This window comes from Enterococcus rotai, assembly GCF_001465345.1.
In the GTDB taxonomy this organism is placed as follows: Bacteria; Bacillota; Bacilli; order Lactobacillales; family Enterococcaceae; genus Enterococcus_L; species Enterococcus_L rotai.
Window position 1 is genome coordinate 2,826,934 of record NZ_CP013655.1, and the last position, 22,034, is coordinate 2,848,967.

Below are 22,034 nucleotides of genomic sequence, written 5' to 3' on the forward strand. Positions count from 1 at the left end.
ACAAAATCAATCACTTCTGAATGTTGATGATCTCTAAAAATAACTTTTAGAGTCGATCGGCATTTGGAAGTTTTTTAGCTAATGAAGAAAACGCTTGACTTAGAGTGCACTTTAAGAGATAAACTATGGTCAGGTTAAAGAAAAAAATTATTTTAAGGAGGAAATATAATGGAGTATGTAAAATTTGGTAACACTGGAATGGAGGTTTCAAGGCTTTGTTTGGGTGCGATGGGCTTTGGAGATCCTAATAGCGGATTTCATGAATGGGTCTTAGAAGAAGCCGAGAGTATGAAAGTCATTAAAAAAGCGCTTGATTTGGGCATTAATTTTTTTGATACAGCGAATGTTTATTCTTATGGTGCAAGTGAGCGTGTTCTTGGAAAAGCACTCAATCAATATGCAAATCGCGATGAAATTGTTGTTGCCACCAAGTTGTTTACAACCATGAAAAAAAATGTGCCAAACAGTGGAGGGCTTTCAAGAAAAGAAATTTTTCATCAAATCGATGCGAGCTTAGAACGTTTAGGCATGGACTATGTTGATTTATATATCATTCATCGCTGGGATTACAAGACACCGATCGAAGAAACAATGGAAGCTTTGCATGATCTAGTGAAATCAGGAAAAGTTCGCTATATTGGCGCTTCAGCGATGTTCGCTTGGCAATTTGCGAAAGCACAGGCCGTAGCTGATAAACATGGCTGGACAAAATTTGTTTCTATGCAAAATCATTTGAACCTGTTATACCGTGAAGAAGAAAGAGAAATGCTGCCATTGTGTGAGGATCAAAAAATTGCTGTTACGCCATACAGTCCATTAGCTTCTGGTCGCTTAACTCGAGATTGGAGTGCTCAAACAAAACGTTTTGAATTAGATAAAATGGCGATGTCAAAATATGACACGACAGCGGATCAAGATCACATTATTGTTGCAAGAGTTGCCGAAATTGCTGAGAGACGTGGTGTAGAACGCGTGCAAGTAGCTCTAGCTTGGTTGCTTCAAAAAGAGGCCGTTGTTGCACCTATTATTGGCGCAACAAAAGAAAGTCATTTGACTAATGCGATTCCAGCCCTAGATTTAGTTTTAACAGAGGCTGAGGTGGAATTTTTAGAAGAGCCTTATGTTCCGCACAAGGTCGTTGGCCACCAATAATTGTTTAAAAAAATAGTAGTAGGAGGGATAAGCAATGCCAAAGTTCGAAGAAGTTAAAGAGGGTGTGATTTTTCCAATAGGAGAAAAAAATGAAGCCTTTGCTAATTACTTTATAGGCCAAAGCTACTTGAAAAATTTAGTAGCAGATCCAAAAATCAATGTTGGGGTGGGCAATGTAACATTTGAACCTGGTTGTCGCAATAATTGGCATATTCATCATAACGGCTTTCAATTGTTGCTAGTAACAGGTGGTGAAGGCTGGTATCAAGAAGAGGGAAAACCAGCACAATTTTTGACAGTTGGTGATGTTATTATTATCCATGATGGTGTTAAACACTGGCATGGCGCTGCAGTCGATAGTTGGTTTGAACATCTAGCAATTACTGCTGGGACCCCAGAATGGTTAGAACCAGTTTCAGATGAAAGCTATCATCAATTGAAGAAATGAATAAAAGATGGGAGTCCTATTTCATGAAAAAACAAACAGCAGGCAGGGATCAACTTGGAGCGTTTGCACCAAAATTTGCTGAATTAAATGACGACATACTATTTGGTGAAATCTGGTCTAGAGAAGAACAACTTTCACCTCGTGACCGTAGTTTGATCACTTGTTCGAGTTTATTAACCCAAGGTATGCCGCAACTAGAAGCACACATGAAAATGGCGAAACAAAATGGTGTGACCAAAGATGAAATGGTCGAGTTAATCACTCATCTAGCTTTTTATACCGGTTGGCCCAAAGCTTGGTCAACGTTTTCGTTGGCCAAAGAAATATTTGGAGAATAAAATAAAAGAAGTGGGATGCTGGTGTCTAAAAGCATTCCACTTTTTTTATCATCATTTGGTCGGTAACTGCTAATTTTTTATTAAATTTACTTAAAAAAAACGGAATGAATAGATACAATCCAGTTAAAATAGTAAAGTAGAGGAAAGAGCAAACAACTGATAAGTGAAGAACTACTGTTATTTAGCTGAAAGAAAGTGAGAGACCATGAAAAAAAGAGCAATATTGATCATCCACGGGTTTGGCGGTAATGAAAAAGAAATTCTCTATTTGCACGATTACTTAAAACAAAATAATCTTGATTCATTTTGGATTCAACTAACCGGACATGATGGAAATAAGGAAAATTTTTCAAAAGCAACTTCAAATCAATGGTTGGCAGATGTTGAACAGAAATTAGATGAACTTGAGCAAACTTATACTCAGATTACTTGTGTTGGATTTTCAATGGGAGGGTTACTGACGATCCAGGCATCAGAACGAGCATCGATCGATCAATTGGTTTTGTGTAGCACACCGATTTATCTTTATAACGCAAACGTCATTAGCCAAGATCTCATAAAGGGATTAGTGTTTAAAAAACAGGAAAAATTAGATTATTATTTTGATTCGGCAAAATCGATTTCTATTCACTCATGTGTTCAATTCTTATCCTTACTTCAAAAAACAAAGAAAAAAATAAAGAAAGAACACCCATCTGAATTAAAGAAAAAAGTACTTATTCTGCAAAATAGACAAGATGAAACGACTCACTACAAGAGTGCTTATTATTTAGCCAAAAATATTAACGCACAGGTCGCTTTAAAAATATACGAGAACGGCAGACATCAGCTATTTTTAGGTGGAAATAAAGAACGTGCAGTTGAAGATATCAAGGAGTTTATCCTAAACTAAATAATTGGAACCATGACATCCTCATTGACTAGGTATTAAATCTAGTATGAGGATATTTTTGTTTTTTTATGGATAAATAGGTAGAAAAAATGCAGAGTAAAAAGCGACTATTCCAGCCATTTTTAGTGAAACGTTTCTATTTATATCTAATTCGCATAACTATTATTAGTATTATTTAACCTGATACGAATAAAGTAAACGCTTGCTTTTGATATAATTAAGGAATATAATCATTTTTGTAGAAACGTTTCACTAAATAATATTGAGGAGTGGAAGTATGAAATCATGGAAAAAGCTTTGCTTACTTGGAACAACTTTATTCGCAACTGTAGGTGTAATGGCAGCATGTTCTTCGGGAAATAAAGAAAGCGCTTCAAATGAATTGACATTTTGGTATATGGGTGATGGCGATCAAGGAATCAAGCCAATTGTTGACGAATTTACAAAAGAATCAGGAATCAAAGTCAAGATTCAAAGTATTCCATGGTCCACTTCAAGAGATAAATTACTCACAGCAGTGGCTTCTAAAGAAGGTCCTGATGTTGTTCAAATGGGTACGACATATATGAGTGAATTTGTTGATGCTGGAGCGTTAATGGATATTACAGAAGATGTTCAAAAAAGTGACGTCATGAAATCAGATAATTTCTTTGATGGTTCTGTGGCGACAACAACATTTAGCGAAAAAACTTATGCAGTGCCTTGGTATACAGAAACTCGTGGACTCTACTATAGAAAAGATTTATTGGAAAGTGTTGGCTATAAAGAAGCCCCTAAAACTTGGGATGAGTTAGCTGATGCAGCCAAAAAATTAGCTGCCCGCGGCGATAATAAATATGGATTTGGTGTAGAACTGAAAGAGCCAACATTCGGTTTTATGTTTGCTCGCCAAAACGGTTCTAAACTATTTGATAAAGACGATAAACCACTATTTAATCAACCAGAAATGGTGGACGCTTTAAAATTTTTAGATAAATTAGTGCAGGATGGTTCGGCTCCTAAAACAGACTTAGGATTAGAGATCGGTCAAAGTTTTGGTGGAGAAGGTGTTGTGCCAATGTTTATCAGTGGTCCGTGGATGATCAACAGTATTAAAGATTCAGCTCCTGATATCGATGGAAAATGGGGCGTAGCCGAATTACCGAAGGGACCTGTCAACAATATGTCCGTAACAGGGGGAGCAAATTTAGCAGTCTTTAATAGTTCTAAGAAAAAAGAAGATGCAATGAAATTGATCGAATATCTTTCAAAACCTGAAAATCAAACGAAGTTCTTTGAAAGTACAAATTCACTTCCAACCAATAAAGAATCGTGGAATTCTGATGTGTTCAAAAACGATCCGCTGATTTCGGTATTTGGAAAACAATTAAATGAGTCACAACCTATGCCATTATTAAAACAATGGGATGAAATTTCGCAAAACTTCATGAAACAATGGGAGCAAGTCGTAGTAAGTGATAAAAATCTTCAAGAGGCAATGGATGAACTAAACGAACAAACGGAAAGCTTGATTAAATAAGTGTAAGGAGCAAAAGGAGTAAAGGGAAAGAATCGACTAAAGGGTGGGACAGAAGGAATTGCGTCTGTATCCACCGCTTAGTCGAATACTAAGAACATGGCCTTTTATTGAGTTATAAGGAGGAAAGCATTATGAAAAAATCAAAATCGCCTTATTTTTTTATCGCGCCAGCCGTTGCTTTATTACTTGTTTTTTCGATCATACCGATTTTTATTGCGGTAACGATTAGTTTTACCGATATGAGTTTAGCTGGCTTAGCTGATTTTTCTCGAATCAATTTTGTTGGTTTGGAAAATTATTTAAACATATTTAATGATAAAGTCTTTGGTCAGGCAATGTTTAATACGGCTTACTACGTCATAATTGGCGTGCCGCTTGTTATTCTTTCTTCTTTAGCTTTAGCCATTATGATCAATTTTGGAGAAAATAAATTTTTCTCGTTTATGCGTCTAGTATTTTATAGCCCGTCGATCACAAATACAGTAGCTGTATCTGTTGTTTGGATGTATTTATACAATCCTACGATTGGGTTATTGAATCATTTATTATCCTACTTAAATATTGGCCCAATTATGTGGCTGACGGATCCCAGTACATCGAAATTATCTTTGATTATCATTGCAGTTTGGAAGGCAATTGGATTAAACATGTTGATTTTCTTAGCGGCAATTCAAGGGATTCCGAAAGAATATTATGAAGCAGCTGAAATGGACGGAGCCAATAAGTGGCAACAAATTTTAAAAATCACGATTCCATTACTAAAGTTTTCAATTTTCTTTGTGACGGTCACAACATTGATCGGCTGGTTCCAATTCTTTGATGAACCATTTGTTATGACCAAAGGAGGTCCTTTAGACAGCACATTATCTGTTGCGCTATTTATTTACCAAAGAGGATTCCAATACAATAAGTTTGGTTATGCAGCAGCAGGATCAGTCATCTTATTTATTGCAATCATTATCGTGACGAGTATTCAAATGAAAATTCAAACAAAACAAAAAGAAAATGAAGGGTAAAAGGAGAGAACGAGATGAATTCACATAAAAATGCGCAAATGAGTTTTAAGCTTTTTATCGGTATCCTCTTAGGTGTTCTGGGAATTATGACCTTTTTTCCTTTTCTATGGATGATTTTTTCTTCTTTTAAGACAAACGCGGAAATCAATCAAATCGTTCCTAGTTTATTTCCAAAAGAGGCAACATTCGACAACTTCAAAGAGCTGTTTTTTAGATTAAATTTTGGGACCTACCTAAAAAACACCTTGATCATTACAGCCTGTTCGTTTGTCGGATTGTTACTGAATGCAATGGCTGGTTACGGTTTTGCTAAATTTGATTTTAAAGGGAAAAACGGATTGTTTCTCATGGTTTTAGCGACAATGATGATTCCTGGACAAGTAACGATGATTCCTGTGTATTTATTACTGAACTCTGTAGGGTTGACAAATAGGTTGATTGGAATCGTTTTACCAGGTTTAGCAGGTGCGTTTGGAATCTTTTTGTTTCGACAATTTATGAATACTATTTCAAATGAAATGCTGGAAGCTGCTCGATTAGATGGTGCTAGCGAATGGTATATCTTCTTCAAAATCATTTTACCTGTTAGTCGCCCAATCTTAGCTGTCCAAGGTATTTTAACCTTTATAGGTGGTTGGAACTCATTCTTATGGCCGTTGATCATTGCCAATGATGAAAAATATTACACGTTATCTGTTGGGTTGCAGTTGCTTCAAGGACAACATGGTAATAATTATGCGTTACAAATGGCAGGAGCGACCTTTATGGTCATTCCAATTTTGATTGTTTTTTCAATTTTTCAAAAGTACATTTTACAAGGATTTAATGTTTCTGGAATTAAGTAAGCGAACAGAATACTTACCCAAAATAAAAAGAAAAAGGTGAATGGACAATGGAACAAAAAGAACTGATTGAGTTGCTGAAGCAAATGACAGTAGATGAAAAAGTGGGTCAATTATTACAATTGGCAGCTGAATTTTATTCTGAAAAAGCAGAAGAAAAAACAGGTCCGATGACAGATCTTGGTTTAACACAGGATGACATCAATAATGCAGGAACAACCCTAGGCATTTCTGGAGCCAAAGAAGCGATCCGTGTACAAAAAGCCTATATGGAAAATAATCGTCTGGGCATTCCAACAATTTTAATGGCGGATATTATCCACGGGTTTCGGACGATTTTTCCAATACCGCTTGGGTTAGGAAGCTCCTGGGATCTTGAAGCAGCTAAAAAAGTTGCAGAGGTTTCAGCGAAAGAAGCTGCAGTCTCTGGTTTACATGTGACGTTTTCACCGATGGTTGATTTGGTTCGTGATCCTCGTTGGGGGCGTGTTATGGAGTCAACTGGGGAAGATTCTTTTTTGAATAGTCGCTTTGCTGAGGCATTCGTTAAAGGCTATCAAGGGGAGGATTTAAAAAATGACTTTTTCCGGGTAGCAGCTTGTGTTAAACATTTTGCAGCTTATGGTGCTGCAATCGGTGGTCGTGACTATAACACAGTCAATATGTCTGAAAGGCAATTACGAGATAGCTATTTACCTGGGTATAAAGCCGCGCTTGATGCGGGGGCAAAATTAGTGATGACTTCATTTAATACAGTTGATGGTGTTCCAGCTACAGGGAATAAGTGGTTGTTTCGGGATGTCTTGAGAAAAGAATTTGGTTTTGATGGGGTAGTGATTTCCGATTGGGGAGCCGTAATTGAATTAATTCCTCATGGTGTTGCACAAGATAAAAAACAAGCAGCTGAATTAGCTATCAAAGCAGGTGTTGACATTGAAATGATGACAACGTGCTATACAGAAAATTTAAAAAACTTAATTGAAGAGAAGACACTTGATGAAGCAATTCTTGACGAAGCAGTTTTACGCATTTTAACGTTGAAAAATGATTTAGGCTTATTTGAGAATCCCCATAGAGGGGCTGATATTGCCTTAGAAAAAGAAGTTGTTTTATCAAAAGAACATCGGGAAATTGCCAGAGATGTTGCAAAAAAATCGATCGTATTATTAAAAAATGAAGCGATGTTACCATTATCAAAACAAGAAAAAGTTGCAATTGTAGGACCAGCAGCTGATTCTCATGACGTTATTGGTGTTTGGTCTTGGCAAGGAAAAAAAGAAGAAGCAGTTTCATTAGCGCAAGGTGTTAGCGAACTTGCGGCAGAATATGTAATCGGAACGGAGGCTTTTGATTACTTTAAACCAACTCAAGCTGCAATTGATGAAGCGATTGCTTTAGCAAAAGAAGCAGATAAGGTTATCTTGGCTCTCGGAGAAGAAGAATGGATGAGTGGGGAGGCCTCAAGTCGTAGCGATATTCGATTACCGCAAGCTCAGCTCGATTTATTCAAAGCAATTCAAGCCGTGAACGATCAGATCATCGTAACCCTTTATAATGGCCGACCATTAGATCTACAAGGTATCGACTCAGCCAAAGCCATTGTTGAAGCTTGGTTTCCTGGGACAGAAGGTGGTGCAGCACTGGCAGATATTTTGTATGGCGAATACAATCCGAGTGCCCGTTTAAGTATGTCATTTCCAGAAACGGTGGGACAAGTCCCTGTTTATTATAATTATGATAATACAGGTAGACCATATAAACCTGGTGATGAAAAATATGTCTCAAAATATCTAGATGTATCAAATTTTGCTAAATATCCTTTTGGATTTGGATTGAGTTATAGTCAGTTTGTTTACATGGACCTCAAGCTAAGTAAGAATGAAATGAAACTACATGAAACGATCACAGCTTCGGTTACGATAGAAAACCAATCCGAACGAACTGGGCAAGAAACCGTCCAATTATATATTCGTGATCAAGTCGGCGAAGTTGTTCGTCCGGTAAAAGAACTAAAAGGCTTTGAAAAAGTAAACATAAAAGCACATGAGAAAAAGACTGTCCAATTTACGATCAGTGAAGAATTATTACGCTATGTTCATAGTGATCAAGCCTTCACTAGTGATGCTGGTACATTTGATATCATGATTGGCGCAAATAGCAGAGATGTCCAAACAACCACATTCAAATTACTGAAATAGATAGGAAGAGTGAGATGACAGATCAAAAACGAACGATTGAAAATGGCGGGACAACCTTCTCGTTTTTAGAAACAGGGGATTTATACGAAATTTTAAATGGAACGATTATGATCAATCAGCTCCATGGTAATCGACTTGATGGTAGCTGTAACCAACTCTACTTAAGAGTGTATACTCAAAATGGTATTCAAACAGCACCAATGATCGGTTCAAACGCAACAAGTACCTTTTATATCGATGAAAAACAAGCTACTTGGCAAGGAGAGTTTTTAGGGGTAGCGTATCAAGTAGAGTTTCAAATTGCAAAATCTGGTGTTTGGTTTTGGCAGGTGAGTTTAACTGGTTCTGGTCAAAAAGTAGATGTTATTTACGGACAAGATATTGGGAACGCCACAAAAGGGGCTGTTCGATCGAATGAAGCGTATATGTCACAATACGTGGATCATCATGTTTCAAAAGAAGCGGGTACGATTACGATCTCTTCTCGCCAAAATCAACCGCAAGACGGTAATTTTCCAGTGATTGAACAAGGAAGTCTTAATTCGTTAGTAGCATTTTCAACAGATGGGTATCAATTTTTTGATCGTGACTATAAAGAGACGAATCAAGCAAAAGCCTTAAAACAAGATTTTTTGGCAAATGAAGTGTATCAATACGAGTTTGCTTATGTTGCGTTACAGACAGAAACTTATGATATAAACCGTGAGGCAACGTCGATCGTTTTTTATGGCGCTCCAATCAAGAATCAACGGACAGTAATTGAACAACCGCTTGTTTCGAAAGCTGATATAAAAAAAGAGTATGATTCCTTGAATAGTCAAAACAATGCAGGACAAGGGAAAAATAGTGTAAAAACATTAGGGAAACCAATCATCGGGGCAACATTAACGGAACAAGAACTGCATGAACTATTTCTTAAACAAGAGCAAATTGAAACAATCGATGGAAAAATTGCCTCTTTCTTTACGAAAGATTATCATCACGTTGTGTTAAAAGAAAAGGAAGTCGCAATGGAACGAGCGCATGGTCATATTTTATTAAGCGGCACAGAATTAGATGTGGAGCATCCCGAATTAAGCACAACGGTTTACATGTATGGTTTATTCAATTCACAAATTGTTTTAGGGAATACATCAATGAATAAATTGATGAGCAATAGTCGCAACTCATTAAATATTATGAAGCAATCAGGGCAAAGAATCTACCTCAAATCAGGGAAACAGTGGCGTATATTAACGATGCCATCCGCTTTTGAGATGGGATTAAATTCTGCTACGTGGTATTATAAATTAGAGAATGATATACTTATTGTGAGAACGTTCACGTTATGTGATACAAAAGAAATCCGTACGGAAGTAACTAGCCAAAATGGGTTACACTATACCTTTGCTGTAACGAATCAATTGGTGATGAATGCGGATGAAGAGGAACCGACAGTCAACATAACAAAAGTGGATGAACGGCTCAAAGTGACTGCAACAACAGATTCAGTCATCCACGAAGAATACCCAGATCTAACCTATTATTTTTCACTGGATAAACCTTTTGAGTTGACTGATGAGCGTCTTTTTTTATCAGGGGATTCTGAAAAAGTTTTGACCATCTTTGTCATAGAAGCGCAAGCAACGTTTTCGATGCAGATCCAAGCAAATCTGACAGCAGCTCCATTTCAAGTTATAAAGACTACTTATGCTAAGGAAAATGAGCAATTCTTAGGGTTTATAAATGGTTTGTTGAATCATTTTAAATTAACGCATGCCACTGAAGCGGTCGAATCAATGAATATTTTAGCTCGTTGGTATACACATAATATGTTAGTGCATTATCTTTCTCCTCATGGCTTAGAGCAATACGGAGGGGCGGCTTGGGGAACCAGAGATGTCTCTCAAGGACCAACAGAATTTTTCTTAGCTGTCAATAAACCAGAGATTGTGGGTTCAATCATAAAAAATGTCTATGCCAATCAATTTAATGATGACGGAAATTGGCCTCAGTGGTTTATGTTTGATCGTTATGAAAAACAAAAAGCCGATGAAAGCCATGGTGATGTAATTGTTTGGCCGATGAAAATCGTAGCGGATTATTTAGCTAAAACCAAAAATTTTGACATTCTAGAAGAAAAAATACCATACACTGATCGAAAAACATTCCTAAAAACGGATGAGACAGTTTCCTTGTTTGATCATGTGAAAAAGGAAATTCACTATATTGAAGCCAACTTTCTAGAAGGAACGTATCTATCTTGCTATAGTGATGGTGACTGGGATGACACTTTACAACCTTATGATAATAAATTAAAAAAATATATGGCAAGTAGTTGGACCGTAGCTTTAACATATCAGGTAATTAAAAAATTAGCCCATTTGTTGATAGAAGTCGATAGTGCCTATGGAAAACATTTAGAAGAACTGGCTGTAAACATAAAAAAGGATTTTGAAAAGTATCTGTTATCGACTGAAACTATTCCAGGTTTTGTTTATATGGAAGATCCAGATCATGTAGAATTGATGATTCATCCAACGGATAAAAAAACAGGGATCCAATATCGTTTACTGCCAATGACTCGTAGTATGATTGCTGAAATACTAACGGCAGAGCAAGCCGAAAAGCATGTTGCAATCATTAAAGAACATTTACAGTTTCCCGACGGTGTTCGTCTGATGAACCGACCAGCTACTTATCGAGGTGGGGTGAGCACTAACTTCAAACGGGCTGAACAATCAGCAAATTTTGGGCGGGAAATCGGGTTACAATATGTTCACGCACATATTCGCTTTACCGAAGCCATGGCAAAACTTGGAAAAGGCGATGAAACATGGCAAGCATTGACAATTATTAACCCCATTCAGCTAAAAGATCATGTGGAAAATGCGGAAATTCGCCAAGCGAATGTCTACTTTAGTAGCTCAGATGGTGATTTTAAAACGAGATATGATGCTCAAGCCCATTTTGATCAACTAAAAACGGGGCGTGTAGGTGTCAAAGGTGGTTGGCGTATTTACTCTAGTGGTCCGGGAATCTATATAAATCAATTGTTGAGTAATGTATTAGGCATTCGAGAAGAGCAACAACAGGTAATTTTTGATCCGATTTTACCAAAAGCATTAGATGGATTAGAAATGGTCTATCGTATAGCTGATAAGGATGTCCAGATTGTGTTTCATTTAGCTAGTCAAAAATCAGTAGTAGTTGCAAATGGTCAAGAGCTGACTATAGAACGAGAACAAAATCCTTATCGTCAAGGCGGTTATATTGTGTCCCTTGAAGAGCTTGCGGCTTGTTTAGATGAGAAAGAAAATCAAATAGATATTTTTTGTTAGGAGATGAGCATTCATGGTAGGAATTAAAGAAATTGCAAAAAAAGCAGGGGTGTCGATTTCAACTGTTTCTTATGCATTAAATGGCAGTCCAAAAGTTACTGAAGCAACTCGAGCAAGAATCCAAGCGATTGCAGATGAATTGGACTATGTTCCTAACATGGCTGCTCGTACGTTAAAAAGACAGCAAACAAATATAATCGGTGTGTATCTTGCTGATTACGGCGGTAGTTTTTATGGCGAACTGTTAGATGGTATCAAAAAGGGCTTAGAAGCTCAAAATTTTGAAATGATTGTTTGTAGCGGGAATAAATCACATTTATTTATTCCTGAACGAATGATAGATGGCGCAATCGTTTTAGATTGGACTTTTAAGAATAAGGAAATTGAGCAATATGCGGATCGAGGTCACTTTTTGGTGATTTTAGATCGGTTGATTACGCATAAAAATGTGCGTAAGGTGCTACTTGACAATCGAGGCGGCGCGACTTTAGCGATTGAAAAAGCAGTTGCTTGTCAAACAGAAAAATTATATTTGATTACTGGTCCAGAAAAGAGCTATGACGGTCAAGAACGTTTGAGTGCTAGTATCAAAGAACTAGAACGGTTTAATATAGATCACGAGATCATTTCAGGTGACTTTACCGAACCTTCAGGCTACCGAGCAGCGAAAGAAATCATGGTAAAAGAACCAACATTTCCACTGGATATTTTCGCATTGAATGATGAAATGGCGATTGGTGTCTATAAATATTTTAAAGAAACACCGTATGAAATTGGTAAGGAGATCCGCTTGATTGGCTTTGATAACATTGATATCAGCGCTTTTATTCAACCGAGATTAGCGACCATATCTTATTCTAAACACCGTTGGGGCATGTTAGCAGCAGAAAAGATCATTCAGTTGATTACAGGAGAAGAAACAGAGGATGACCATATCTACACTAGTTTTATCGATGGTTCTTCATTTCCTGAAAATGAGCAATAAAAAACGATATTTTTATAGAGAGATGACGAAATTAGGATAACAGTTTAGTCGTTTTTAGGGTGTGAGCCAAAAGTGATGTTGACTTTTGGTTCACATCTATTTTTTTATTAATTATTTTTAAACAGTTGTAAAGTTAAGTGTTTTGGTTTAAACTATTGTGGTAGAGGTGATAAGGATGAGTACAAATCGAGATGGCCTAGCGGAAAAAGTTTATACGTTGGGGATTTTACAACAAAAATACGTTGTTGCAAGATTAAAAGCATTGCAATTAAATAGTTTACAAGCCCGTAGCCTTAGCTATATATCTATTCATCCTGGGACGATCCAACGGGAATTAGCAGATTATCTTGGTAAAAAACAAGCAACGGTTACCAATATTTTAAAAGGGTTAGAAGAGCGAAAAATGGTTTATCGTGAAATCCCTAAAAGTAATGAGCGACAGAAAAATATCTTTCTTACAGCGGAAGGCGAGCAGCTAGTGAAGCAAGTGAATCTTATTTTTGAACAGTTGGATCAGAAAGTTCGAAATGGGTTGACTGAAAAAGAACAAGAGCAACTAGAGGTCAACTTGTCTAAGGCTAAGCAGAACTTTGACTAGTATGAAACACTATTTTTTATAAATTAAATTAAAGGAGCTTGTTCAGAGTTTCCCTTGAAATTCTGGGTAAAAAGGGCAAAGTACATTGGGTACGTATCGTATCTAGCCTTTAAAAGATGGAGGTTTTTTTATGATAACAGAGAAAAAATTCGCTAATGGTGAAAATATTTGGATCAATATTAATTCAGATCAGGTAGCAACAGATTCTGATTTATATAAACAATATGAGATTGACACTGAAATTATTTCGTATGCATTAGATAAAAATGAACGGGCTCGTATTGAATATGATAGCGAATTAGAAACCTTTATTTTAATTTATAATGTTCCGAGAAAAGGGAAGAGTAACAATCATTACGAAGCGATCCCAATGACCTTTTTGATCAAAGATAAACGAATGTTGACCATAACCAACAGTGAAAATATGTATATTATTCAGTATATGGAGAAGTATCTAGAAAAAAATACAGACGTATCGATTTTTAAGTTCCTTTTTTCTAGCTTATTTATTATTACAGATAAATTTTTCCCTGTAATCGAAGCAATGGATCGAGAGCGAAATCATATCAATACTATGCTGAAAGAGAAAACGACTAAAACAAATTTACTGGCTTTATCAGATGTTGAAACAGGGGTTGCGTACTTTATGTCCGCGACAAAGCAAAATGCTGTTTTATTGGATCAAATAAAAACGAATGTGATTTTTCAAAACCTAAATGATATTGAAAAGGAACAATTGGAAGATACACAGATTGAAGCGAGACAGTTAGTTGAAATGGCTCAGTTAACTTCCCAAGTTTTACAGCAATTATCAGGTACTTATAATAATATTTTGAATAACAATCTAAATGATACGATGAAAATTTTGACGATTCTCTCTATTTTATTAACGATACCAACAATCGTCACTGGTTTTTTCGGGATGAATATGCCATTGCCTTTAGAACATAATATTTTAGGTTGGGTGATTGCGATCGGGATTAGTTTGATTGGTTGGTTTGGCTTGTCCTTTATTTTACGACTTATTTTAAAATAACATGACATAACTGTATATTCCTACTTAGGAGCTGAAATAAAAGTGATCTTTACTTTTGTTTCAGCTCCTTTAACATATAGTTCTAAATAAAAAAATAACCTTCTAAATACTCACTTCCACATTAATGTGGAAGCAGAAGATGATTTACTATCGGACAAATTATTCGTATACTTCAATTATGGAAAGCGCTTTCCGGAGGTGTGGCAAATGAACAAACTGACAAAAAGAGAAAATGAGTTGATTCGCTTACTCTTGTTTCAACAGGAGTATCAAGCAACAAGTTTTTTCAGTAAGGAATTATCAGTATCGAATAAGACGATTTATAATGACTTGCAAAATATTGAAGAGTATCTTGCAGAAAATGACTTAACGGTCGATCGAGTTCCAAGAAAAGGGCTATATTTAGTAGGATCTAGAGCAGCAAAAGAACGGCTCAAAGGATATCTGTTACAAGAAAGTATCACTATTTTAGAAGATGAAGTATTTTCACCAGCGTATCGACAATTGATTATGCTATCCGAGATTTTACTTTTTGATGAAAGATTGACCTATGATGTGTATGCAAAACGATTTTTAGTTAGTAAACAATCAATCAAAAAAGACATGGACGAGGTTCTAGACTATTTAAATAGCAGTGGACTAAATAAATTAAAAAATCGTAATGTACCCACGTTTGAAAAGGAAACCCACATTCAAAAAGTTTATAAAAAGTATTTGGTTCGTTATAGCAAGAAATACCACCCGCAAGCAGAGAGAAGACAAAATGATCGTTTTTCATTTTTCTCAGAAATCTTTGAGCCAACGATTATGCAACATGTATTCGGTTTTATTGAAAAAATAATGCTGCATACGGGGAAAACTCTGAATGATTATTTTGTTTATTCGTTAAAGTTATCCTTAGTGATCTTTTTGACTCGGCTTAAAGCGGGACATCATGTAGAAGAGCAGAATGAATTTGTTTTTAAAGACTTACAGAAAATGCAGCTTTATATGGTTGCGCTAAATTTTTCTGAAGAAATGAATCAAGAAATGAACTGCATTTTTTATAAACCAGATATTCAATATTTATGCTCATTATTATTAGCACATGGTGTTGTCCCTGGGATGATCGATCTGCCGGTCGATGAAAAAATTCACCAAGTGACCAGTGCGTTGATCAAAGAGATGGCCCATTTACTTGATGTAAAAGTGGATGAAGATGAACAGTTATTTCATTCGTTGCTTGCTCATATCATGCCAATGATTCATAGATTGAAAAATGATATCTATGTGCGAAACCCACTTAAAGAAAATATTAAAAAGCAGTATACAACGATGTTTACACTCACGCAATACGCAGCAGCTGTCTTTGAAAAATACGACAATTTATTCTTAAACGAAGATGAAGTTTCCTTTTTGACGATTCATTTTCAAATTGCCTTTGAGAAAATTCAGTTAACTAAACATGTATTGATTGTTTGTGGTAATGGTTTAGCGACATCAGAATTGATTTTTAATCGGATCAAACAGAACTTACCTGCAAGTGTTATTGTAGAAATTGCTTCAGAAAAGCAATTATTGGGCAATCCAATCGATGACGTTGATTTGATCATAGCAGCGGTTCCGCTCGAGGTATCAGGGATCCCGATTCTTCATGTTTCGGCGTTACCCACAGCTGAAGAGGTTTCAATGATCGCAACCTATTTATCTACAATCAGCGAGAATGAAAAAACATTTACGTATTCAAAAGAAATAAAAACAGTTTCTTTAGGACGGTTTATTGATCGAAATTTAATCTTCTTACATCAGGAGTTTGAGAAAAAAGAGGATATTTTAACCTTTTTAATTGAGCAATACCAAGATTTAGGGTTGGTAAATGATGGATTTGAAGAAGCTATTTTACAAAGAGAAGCGCTTGGTAATACTAGTATTGTCAGTGGCGTAGCAATTCCTCATGGAGCACCAGAGACGGTTAAAGAAACACGACTAGCTTTTATGACGACGAACAAAGCTGTTGAATGGGGCGTCAATCAGGTTCGGTTGATTGTCATGATTGCTATTGCTGAAAAAGATATGACGATCGCCAAAGACTTAGTTTCCGTTTTATATGACATGATCGACTCTAAAGAGAGAGTGGAAAGAATTATTGACAGTCAAGAGATTGAAGAATTAATGCGTTGTTTGAGCAGGAGGGAATGTTGAAGATGTATTTTGATAGTGAAATTGCTGAATTTCAGGTGGAAGTAAAAGATAGAAATGACGCTTTGCAACGATTGACAGAGCAATTAGGGGCTAAACGGTTTATTACAAATGATTTTCTTGAACATATTATTGAAAGAGAAGAAAAATTTCCAACGGGTCTTCCTGTTCACACGATCGGTGTTGCCATACCCCACACAGATAGTGAGTATGTAAAAAAATCCCAAATTGCCTTTATGTCTTTAAAAGAACCAGTTACTTTTTTTGAAATGGGTACCAATGACAAGCCAGTCGACGTTCATATGATTTTTATGTTGGCTTTAAAAGAACCTCATGAACAATTAGAAATGTTGCAAAAGTTAATTAGTATGATTCAAGAACAAGCAATCATGGAGCGCTTATATCAGTGTCAAACGAAAGCAGAATTTATTCAGATAATTCATCATGTTGGCTTAGCCTAAAGAAATGGGGGAAATGATATGTTAGATGCATTACAGTGGTTTGTTGATTTAGGAGCAATTGTTGTCTTACCGATTTTGATTTTTGTTTTTGGAATGATTCTTGGTACAAAACCGAGTAAAGCATTCACATCTGCTTTAACGGTTGGTGTTGGTTTTGTTGGATTGAATCTGGTGATTGATTTATTGAGTACAAGTTTAGGTCCGGCAGCTCAAGCCATGGTGGAACGTTTTGGTTTGAATTTAACTACGATCGATGTTGGTTGGCCAGCCGCTGCCGCAATTTCATACGGAACAGTTTTAGGAAGTTTAGCGATTCCGATTGGGGTTTTATTAAACGTCGTGCTGATTATTTTAGGGTTGACGAAAACATTGAACGTGGATATATGGAACTTTTGGCATGGGGCATTCATTGCCTCTCTAATTTATGCTTTAACAGGAAATTTTGCAATGGGCATTGCAGCAACTGTTGTCTATATGATGATGATCTTACTGTTTGGGGATATTTTAGGGCCAATCGTTAAAAAGTTTTACGGTTTTCCTAATATTACCTTCCCGCACGGAACAGCTGCCCCTGGATTCATTTTTGCAATTCCGATGAATTGGTTGTTTGACCGAATTCCCGGTATTAAACATTGGAAGGCTGATCCAGAAACGATTCAAAAGCGTTTTGGTATTTTCGGAGATTCAACTGTGATGGGCTTTTTGATTGGTTTAGTGATTGGTCTTTTTGCAGGATATGATGTTGCAGGAGTTGGGCAATTAGCTGTTAAAACAGGCGCGGTAATGGTCTTGATGCCGAAAATGGTCGCATTGTTGATGGAAGGCTTAACGCCAATTTCAGAAGCTGCCAATGAGTTTGTAAAGAAACGCTTTCCAGGAAGAGAATTATACATTGGGATGGATGCAGCTTTATCAGTAGGACATCCAGCTGTTTTGTCATCTTCTTTGCTATTAGTTCCAATTACGATTTTACTTGCAGTGATACTACCAGGAAATACAACCTTACCATTTGGAGACCTTGCAACGATTCCATTTTTAGTGTGCTTAATGGCAGCTGTTTTTGCAGGAAATATTGTAAGAACAGTTATTGCAGGTTCGATTTATATGGTCAGTATCCTATATATCACCTCTTGGGTAGCACCTCTAGTAACAATGTCAGCTAAAGCGGCAAAACAAGGAAATTCTAGTATTACAGCACTAGCAGAAGGTGGATTATGGACGACATGGATGTATATTGGTCTAACCAAAATATTAAGTTGGGGCGGTTTAACGATTATTGGCGTTGTGGTCTTAACTGGAATGATCTATGTAAATAAAATTTTACCAAAAAGACAAGCAGCACAAACTAAATAAACTGAAAGGAAGAAATCAGAATGAAAAAAATGTTGATTATGTGTGGCACAGGAGTTGCAACATCGACAATCGTAACCAATAAAGTCAAAGAATGGTTAAAAACCAAAGGATATGAAAACGAGGTTAAACTCTATCAGTCAAAAGTAGCGGATGAAATGAACCGTATTGATGATTATGATATCATCGTCAGCACCACAGTTGTACCAGATAAAATCAAAGACAAAATAATTATGGGGCTGCCGCTGCTTACAGGAATGGGCACAGAAGAAATGTATCAAGAAATTGAAGCCAAAATTAAAGAATAGGGGGGATTTCGTTGTTAGTTACATCTAAAGAATTGTTTTCCAATGCTCAAAAGAAAGATTTGCAATTCCAGCTACTAATTTTTTTGACTTAGATTCTGCTCGGTCCTATGTATCAGTAGCTGAACGACTGAATAAACCTTTGATTTTAGCATTTGCGCAAGCTCATATGGATATGATGTCACTTGAAGAAGCAGCGCTTATCGGAAATTATTTAGCGGAAAAAGCAGAAGTGCCAGTTGTATTGCATTTAGATCATGGGCAAGATGAAAAAGTCATAAAACGAGCTATTGAACTAGGCTTTACGTCAGTTATGATCGATGCTTCTCTTGATCCTTTTGAAGAAAATGTTCGACGCTCCAAAGCAATTGCCGAGTATGCTCATGCAAGAGGAGTAGTGGTTGAAGCTGAAATTGGTTTTGTAGGCTCTGGTGTCAATTATGAAAATCATGATCATAGCGATTCAATTTATACCGAGGTTCACGATGCAGTCCGCTTTGTAGAACAGACACAGGTCGATTCTTTGGCAGTTTCAATTGGCACAGCACATGGCTTTTATAAAGGGGTTCCTAAGATCAGTTTTGATCGTTTAACGGAACTTCAAGCGGCAGTGAAAATACCTCTCGTGTTACACGGTGGTTCTTCATCAGGAGACGATAACTTGCATCGCTGTGCTACCAACGGAATCAGTAAAATCAATATCTTTACTGACTTTATCACTGCTGCGATGAAGACTATCGAGCAAGAGAAGCCTACAGACTATTTTCAATTGAAAAAATTGACAAATCAGTCTATAGAAGAAACACTAGAGCATTACTATACTGTTTTTGCAACTAAATAAAAGAGGTGATTACTTTGGCTAAACGAACTATCCGTGCACCATTTTTCTGTGTAAATCCTAAAGCTTATTTGTATGGAGAAGAAGCCTTAAAGCTAGCGGAAAAAGCAGATGAACTTGCCGGCAAATATGATCTAGATATCTTTTTCACTGTCCAATATGTTGATGCATATCGAATCGCGCAGGCAACAAACCATTTGATTATTACTGTCCAACATATGGATGGATTAGTGGTGGGTCCAGGTATGGGCTATATTTTACCAGAAGGACTAGTAGAAGTTGGCGTTCAAGCAACATTTTTAAACCATGCAGAACATCCAGTCGGTGTCAATCAGTTGGTAAACATCATGAAACGAGCTGAAGAACAGGACATTTTAGTCATTGCTTGTGCCGACTCAATTGCAGAAGCAAAAGCAATCGCACTGCTTAAACCCGATGTAATGGTTTGTGAACCAACTGAATTGATTGGTACAGGTACTGTCAGCGACCTTTCATATATGAAACAAACCAATCAGGCTGTAAAATCTGTCTCGCCAAGTACATTTGTTCTTCAAGCGGCTGGAATTAGCACAGTAGCAGATGTTCGCCAAGCAATTGAATCTGGGGCAGATGGAACGGGTGGCACTAGCGGCATTGTCTGTGCACAAGACCCGTTAAAAACATTGGAAGAGATGGTAGAAGAAGTGGTAAAAGTCAGAGCAGAGTTAAAGGAGTTATGATCGATGAAAACCTATACGAAGGATCTAATATTAACGTCTAATGGACAACGTGTCAGCTATCACAATATCACAGAATCTGTGAGACAAGCTGTGAAAGAAAGCAATATAACCAATGGACTATGTGTAGTTCAGTCCCCGCATACGACTTGTTCGGTGATTTTTGAAGAGTATGTTCATGATTTGGATTTTAATGGCGATGAGTTTTTACAGGTTGATTTGAATCGGATTTTAGATAACATCATACCAAGAGAATTATCGGAAGAAACAAATTACCGCTATCCTGGACCGAAACATCTTGAATTTCTAATGGGACTTGATGATCCGAATTATCCTTGCGATCCAGGGACAATCTTAAATGGTGATGCGCATATTCGTGCTTCATTATTTGGGGCAAGTGAAACGTTTATCGTAAATGAAACGATACTTCAAATTGGATCTGTTGGCTATATTTATTTTATTGATTTTGATCAAAACCGTAAACGCAATAGGAAATGTCAGTTGATGATCATTGGTGAATAACTATGACATGAGCTAAGTCTAGAAAAAAGTGTATTTGCTTCTATTGTCTATATTTAGAGGGTGTACCCTGAGCAAAATTGTTTATTCGTTTTTGTTCAGGGTGTAAGTTAATACTGATTATAAGGAAAAGAATGGATGAATACATAATTTTTCATAGAAATAATTGTTTACTATTTAAAAACAAGGCAAGAAACATAAAGCTGCCTTGTTTTTTTGTATAGATAGATTTAAATAAGATACTACTTGACTTATAGTACACTCTAACAGATAGAATAACTCTTATAGAAGAATTTTTTTACTCATAAATTATTTCGAAAGGATGAAGGTTTATGGAAAAAAGAACATTAGGTAAAAAAGGGTTAGAAACATCTACGATAGGGTTTGGCTGTATGGGACTGAATTATCATCGAGGACCTGCAAAAGATAAGAACGAAATGATTGAAGTCGTTCATACAGCAATTGATTCAGGAATCCAAATGTTTGATACTGCAGAGGTTTATGGACCTTATACAAATGAAGAATTGGTTGGAGAAGCGTTGGCTGGAAAAAGAAATCAAGTTCAAATTGCAACCAAGGGTGGATTTAAAATCGATGGACTAAAAAATCAACCAGATAGCAGCCCTAAAACGATTATATCCGCTGTAGAAGGCTCGTTAAAACGGTTGAAAACAGATTATATCGATTTGTACTATATCCACCGAATCGATCCAAATATACCAATCGAAGAAGTCGCGCTAACGATCCAAAAACTCAAACAGGAAGGGAAAATTTTAGATTGGGGGTTATCTGAAGCTGGGGCCAAAACGATTCGAAAAGCTCACAAGGTGGAACCGTTAACAGCAGTTGAAAGTGAATATTCTATTTGGTGGCGGGAAGTTGAAGAAGAAGTTTTTCCTGTTTTGGAAGAACTGGGAATCGGTTTAGTTTCATATAGTCCATTAGGAAGAGGGTATCTTACAGGAAAGTTGGATAAAAATACTCGATTTAATGAAAATGATAATCGAGGAGAATTGCCGAGATTTACCCAAGAAGCAATGGAAGCGAATCAAGTATTGCTTGATTTTATGCAGGAAATTGCGGAAGCAAAAAATATCACAACTGCCCAACTTGCAATTGCTTGGATACTTGATCAGAAACCGTGGATTGTTCCAATTCCAGGAACAACAAAAAAAGAACGAATCATAGAGAACATTAAAGCAACTGAGATACTATTTAGCCCAGATGAAAAAGCGATATTTAGGAAGGCTTTAAATAAAATTAGAATTGTGGGAGATCGTTATCCAGAATCTGAGAAAAAACGTACTGGACACTAAAAAGTAT

The 22,034-nt window shown here is 36.6% G+C and carries 19 protein-coding genes and 1 pseudogene; all 20 read left to right on the forward strand.

Annotated elements, in window-relative coordinates; all coding sequences use genetic code 11:
- Positions 1-168: 168 nt before the first annotated feature.
- The 20 genes and pseudogenes from ATZ35_RS12505 (at position 169) to ATZ35_RS12600 (ending at position 22,027) form a co-directional block, all read left to right on the forward strand.
- Complete coding sequence (locus tag ATZ35_RS12505) at positions 169-1,152, forward strand: aldo/keto reductase (protein WP_208927523.1); 984 nt, start codon at positions 169-171, stop codon at positions 1,150-1,152.
- Between the two features lie 34 nt (positions 1,153-1,186).
- Positions 1,187-1,600, forward strand: coding sequence for a cupin domain-containing protein (locus ATZ35_RS12510; RefSeq protein WP_208927524.1), 414 nt, complete (start codon positions 1,187-1,189; stop codon positions 1,598-1,600).
- A 23-nt stretch (positions 1,601-1,623) separates the two neighbouring features.
- Positions 1,624-1,938, forward strand: a complete 315-nt coding sequence (locus ATZ35_RS12515) for a carboxymuconolactone decarboxylase family protein (RefSeq protein WP_208927525.1) — start codon at positions 1,624-1,626, stop codon at positions 1,936-1,938.
- A 205-nt stretch (positions 1,939-2,143) separates the two neighbouring features.
- Complete coding sequence (locus tag ATZ35_RS12520) at positions 2,144-2,830, forward strand: alpha/beta hydrolase (RefSeq protein ID WP_208927526.1); 687 nt, start codon at positions 2,144-2,146, stop codon at positions 2,828-2,830.
- Between the two features lie 277 nt (positions 2,831-3,107).
- On the forward strand, positions 3,108-4,349 hold the full coding sequence (locus ATZ35_RS12525) for a sugar ABC transporter substrate-binding protein (RefSeq protein ID WP_208927527.1): 1,242 nt from the start codon (positions 3,108-3,110) through the stop codon (positions 4,347-4,349).
- Between the two features lie 131 nt (positions 4,350-4,480).
- Positions 4,481-5,365: a carbohydrate ABC transporter permease gene (locus ATZ35_RS12530; protein ID WP_208927528.1), complete on the forward strand. Its 885-nt coding sequence runs from the start codon at positions 4,481-4,483 to the stop codon at positions 5,363-5,365.
- 14 nt (positions 5,366-5,379) lie between these two features.
- Entirely contained in the window at positions 5,380-6,210 is an 831-nt protein-coding gene (locus ATZ35_RS12535; protein WP_208927529.1) for a carbohydrate ABC transporter permease, read from the forward strand.
- Between the two features lie 47 nt (positions 6,211-6,257).
- Positions 6,258-8,405, forward strand: coding sequence for a glycoside hydrolase family 3 N-terminal domain-containing protein (locus tag ATZ35_RS12540; protein ID WP_208927530.1), 2,148 nt, complete (start codon positions 6,258-6,260; stop codon positions 8,403-8,405).
- Positions 8,406-8,419: 14 nt separating this feature from the next.
- The gene (locus ATZ35_RS12545) at positions 8,420-11,725 is read left to right on the forward strand and encodes a GH36-type glycosyl hydrolase domain-containing protein (protein WP_208927531.1); all 3,306 of its coding nucleotides are present in this window, start codon (positions 8,420-8,422) and stop codon (positions 11,723-11,725) included.
- A gap of 13 nt (positions 11,726-11,738) precedes the next feature.
- Positions 11,739-12,710, forward strand: coding sequence for a LacI family DNA-binding transcriptional regulator (locus ATZ35_RS12550; protein ID WP_208927532.1), 972 nt, complete (start codon positions 11,739-11,741; stop codon positions 12,708-12,710).
- A gap of 175 nt (positions 12,711-12,885) precedes the next feature.
- The gene (locus ATZ35_RS12555) at positions 12,886-13,308 is read left to right on the forward strand and encodes a MarR family winged helix-turn-helix transcriptional regulator (RefSeq protein WP_208927533.1); all 423 of its coding nucleotides are present in this window, start codon (positions 12,886-12,888) and stop codon (positions 13,306-13,308) included.
- Positions 13,309-13,438: 130 nt separating this feature from the next.
- Positions 13,439-14,344, forward strand: coding sequence for a magnesium transporter CorA family protein (locus tag ATZ35_RS12560; protein WP_208927534.1), 906 nt, complete (start codon positions 13,439-13,441; stop codon positions 14,342-14,344).
- Between the two features lie 207 nt (positions 14,345-14,551).
- On the forward strand, positions 14,552-16,525 hold the full coding sequence (locus tag ATZ35_RS12565; RefSeq protein ID WP_208927535.1) for a BglG family transcription antiterminator: 1,974 nt from the start codon (positions 14,552-14,554) through the stop codon (positions 16,523-16,525).
- A gap of 2 nt (positions 16,526-16,527) precedes the next feature.
- Positions 16,528-16,983 carry a PTS sugar transporter subunit IIA gene (locus ATZ35_RS12570; protein WP_208927536.1) on the forward strand — a complete coding sequence of 152 codons (456 nt, stop codon included), beginning with the start codon at positions 16,528-16,530 and terminating at the stop codon, positions 16,981-16,983.
- A gap of 18 nt (positions 16,984-17,001) precedes the next feature.
- On the forward strand, positions 17,002-18,336 hold the full coding sequence (locus ATZ35_RS12575) for a PTS galactitol transporter subunit IIC (RefSeq protein WP_208927537.1): 1,335 nt from the start codon (positions 17,002-17,004) through the stop codon (positions 18,334-18,336).
- Between the two features lie 20 nt (positions 18,337-18,356).
- Positions 18,357-18,641 (forward strand): PTS sugar transporter subunit IIB, encoded by a 285-nt coding sequence (locus ATZ35_RS12580; RefSeq protein ID WP_086279579.1) that lies wholly within the window; start codon positions 18,357-18,359, stop codon positions 18,639-18,641.
- Between the two features lie 11 nt (positions 18,642-18,652).
- A pseudogene (locus ATZ35_RS12585) lies at positions 18,653-19,479 on the forward strand (class II fructose-bisphosphate aldolase).
- A gap of 14 nt (positions 19,480-19,493) precedes the next feature.
- The gene (locus ATZ35_RS12590; protein WP_208927538.1) at positions 19,494-20,195 is read left to right on the forward strand and encodes a triose-phosphate isomerase; all 702 of its coding nucleotides are present in this window, start codon (positions 19,494-19,496) and stop codon (positions 20,193-20,195) included.
- A 3-nt stretch (positions 20,196-20,198) separates the two neighbouring features.
- A complete protein-coding gene (locus tag ATZ35_RS12595) occupies positions 20,199-20,714 on the forward strand; it encodes a YjbQ family protein (RefSeq protein WP_208927539.1) in 516 nt (171 codons plus the stop codon).
- A gap of 329 nt (positions 20,715-21,043) precedes the next feature.
- Entirely contained in the window at positions 21,044-22,027 is a 984-nt protein-coding gene (locus tag ATZ35_RS12600) for an aldo/keto reductase (protein ID WP_208927540.1), read from the forward strand.
- The last annotated feature ends 7 nt before the right edge of the window (positions 22,028-22,034 follow it).

Coding starts and splice junctions, on each gene's coding strand:
- ATZ35_RS12570 (WP_208927536.1), top strand. CDS start 16,528: ATGTATTTTGATAGTGAAATTGCTGAATTTCAGGTGGAAGTAAAAGAT.
- ATZ35_RS12520 (WP_208927526.1), top strand. CDS start 2,144: ATGAAAAAAAGAGCAATATTGATCATCCACGGGTTTGGCGGTAATGAA.
- ATZ35_RS12505 (WP_208927523.1), top strand. CDS start 169: ATGGAGTATGTAAAATTTGGTAACACTGGAATGGAGGTTTCAAGGCTT.
- ATZ35_RS12535 (WP_208927529.1), top strand. CDS start 5,380: ATGAATTCACATAAAAATGCGCAAATGAGTTTTAAGCTTTTTATCGGT.
- ATZ35_RS12560 (WP_208927534.1), top strand. CDS start 13,439: ATGATAACAGAGAAAAAATTCGCTAATGGTGAAAATATTTGGATCAAT.
- ATZ35_RS12575 (WP_208927537.1), top strand. CDS start 17,002: ATGTTAGATGCATTACAGTGGTTTGTTGATTTAGGAGCAATTGTTGTC.
- ATZ35_RS12550 (WP_208927532.1), top strand. CDS start 11,739: ATGGTAGGAATTAAAGAAATTGCAAAAAAAGCAGGGGTGTCGATTTCA.
- ATZ35_RS12515 (WP_208927525.1), top strand. CDS start 1,624: ATGAAAAAACAAACAGCAGGCAGGGATCAACTTGGAGCGTTTGCACCA.
- ATZ35_RS12580 (WP_086279579.1), top strand. CDS start 18,357: ATGAAAAAAATGTTGATTATGTGTGGCACAGGAGTTGCAACATCGACA.
- ATZ35_RS12555 (WP_208927533.1), top strand. CDS start 12,886: ATGAGTACAAATCGAGATGGCCTAGCGGAAAAAGTTTATACGTTGGGG.
- ATZ35_RS12540 (WP_208927530.1), top strand. CDS start 6,258: ATGGAACAAAAAGAACTGATTGAGTTGCTGAAGCAAATGACAGTAGAT.
- ATZ35_RS12565 (WP_208927535.1), top strand. CDS start 14,552: ATGAACAAACTGACAAAAAGAGAAAATGAGTTGATTCGCTTACTCTTG.
- ATZ35_RS12530 (WP_208927528.1), top strand. CDS start 4,481: ATGAAAAAATCAAAATCGCCTTATTTTTTTATCGCGCCAGCCGTTGCT.
- ATZ35_RS12600 (WP_208927540.1), top strand. CDS start 21,044: ATGGAAAAAAGAACATTAGGTAAAAAAGGGTTAGAAACATCTACGATA.
- ATZ35_RS12525 (WP_208927527.1), top strand. CDS start 3,108: ATGAAATCATGGAAAAAGCTTTGCTTACTTGGAACAACTTTATTCGCA.
- ATZ35_RS12510 (WP_208927524.1), top strand. CDS start 1,187: ATGCCAAAGTTCGAAGAAGTTAAAGAGGGTGTGATTTTTCCAATAGGA.
- ATZ35_RS12595 (WP_208927539.1), top strand. CDS start 20,199: ATGAAAACCTATACGAAGGATCTAATATTAACGTCTAATGGACAACGT.
- ATZ35_RS12545 (WP_208927531.1), top strand. CDS start 8,420: ATGACAGATCAAAAACGAACGATTGAAAATGGCGGGACAACCTTCTCG.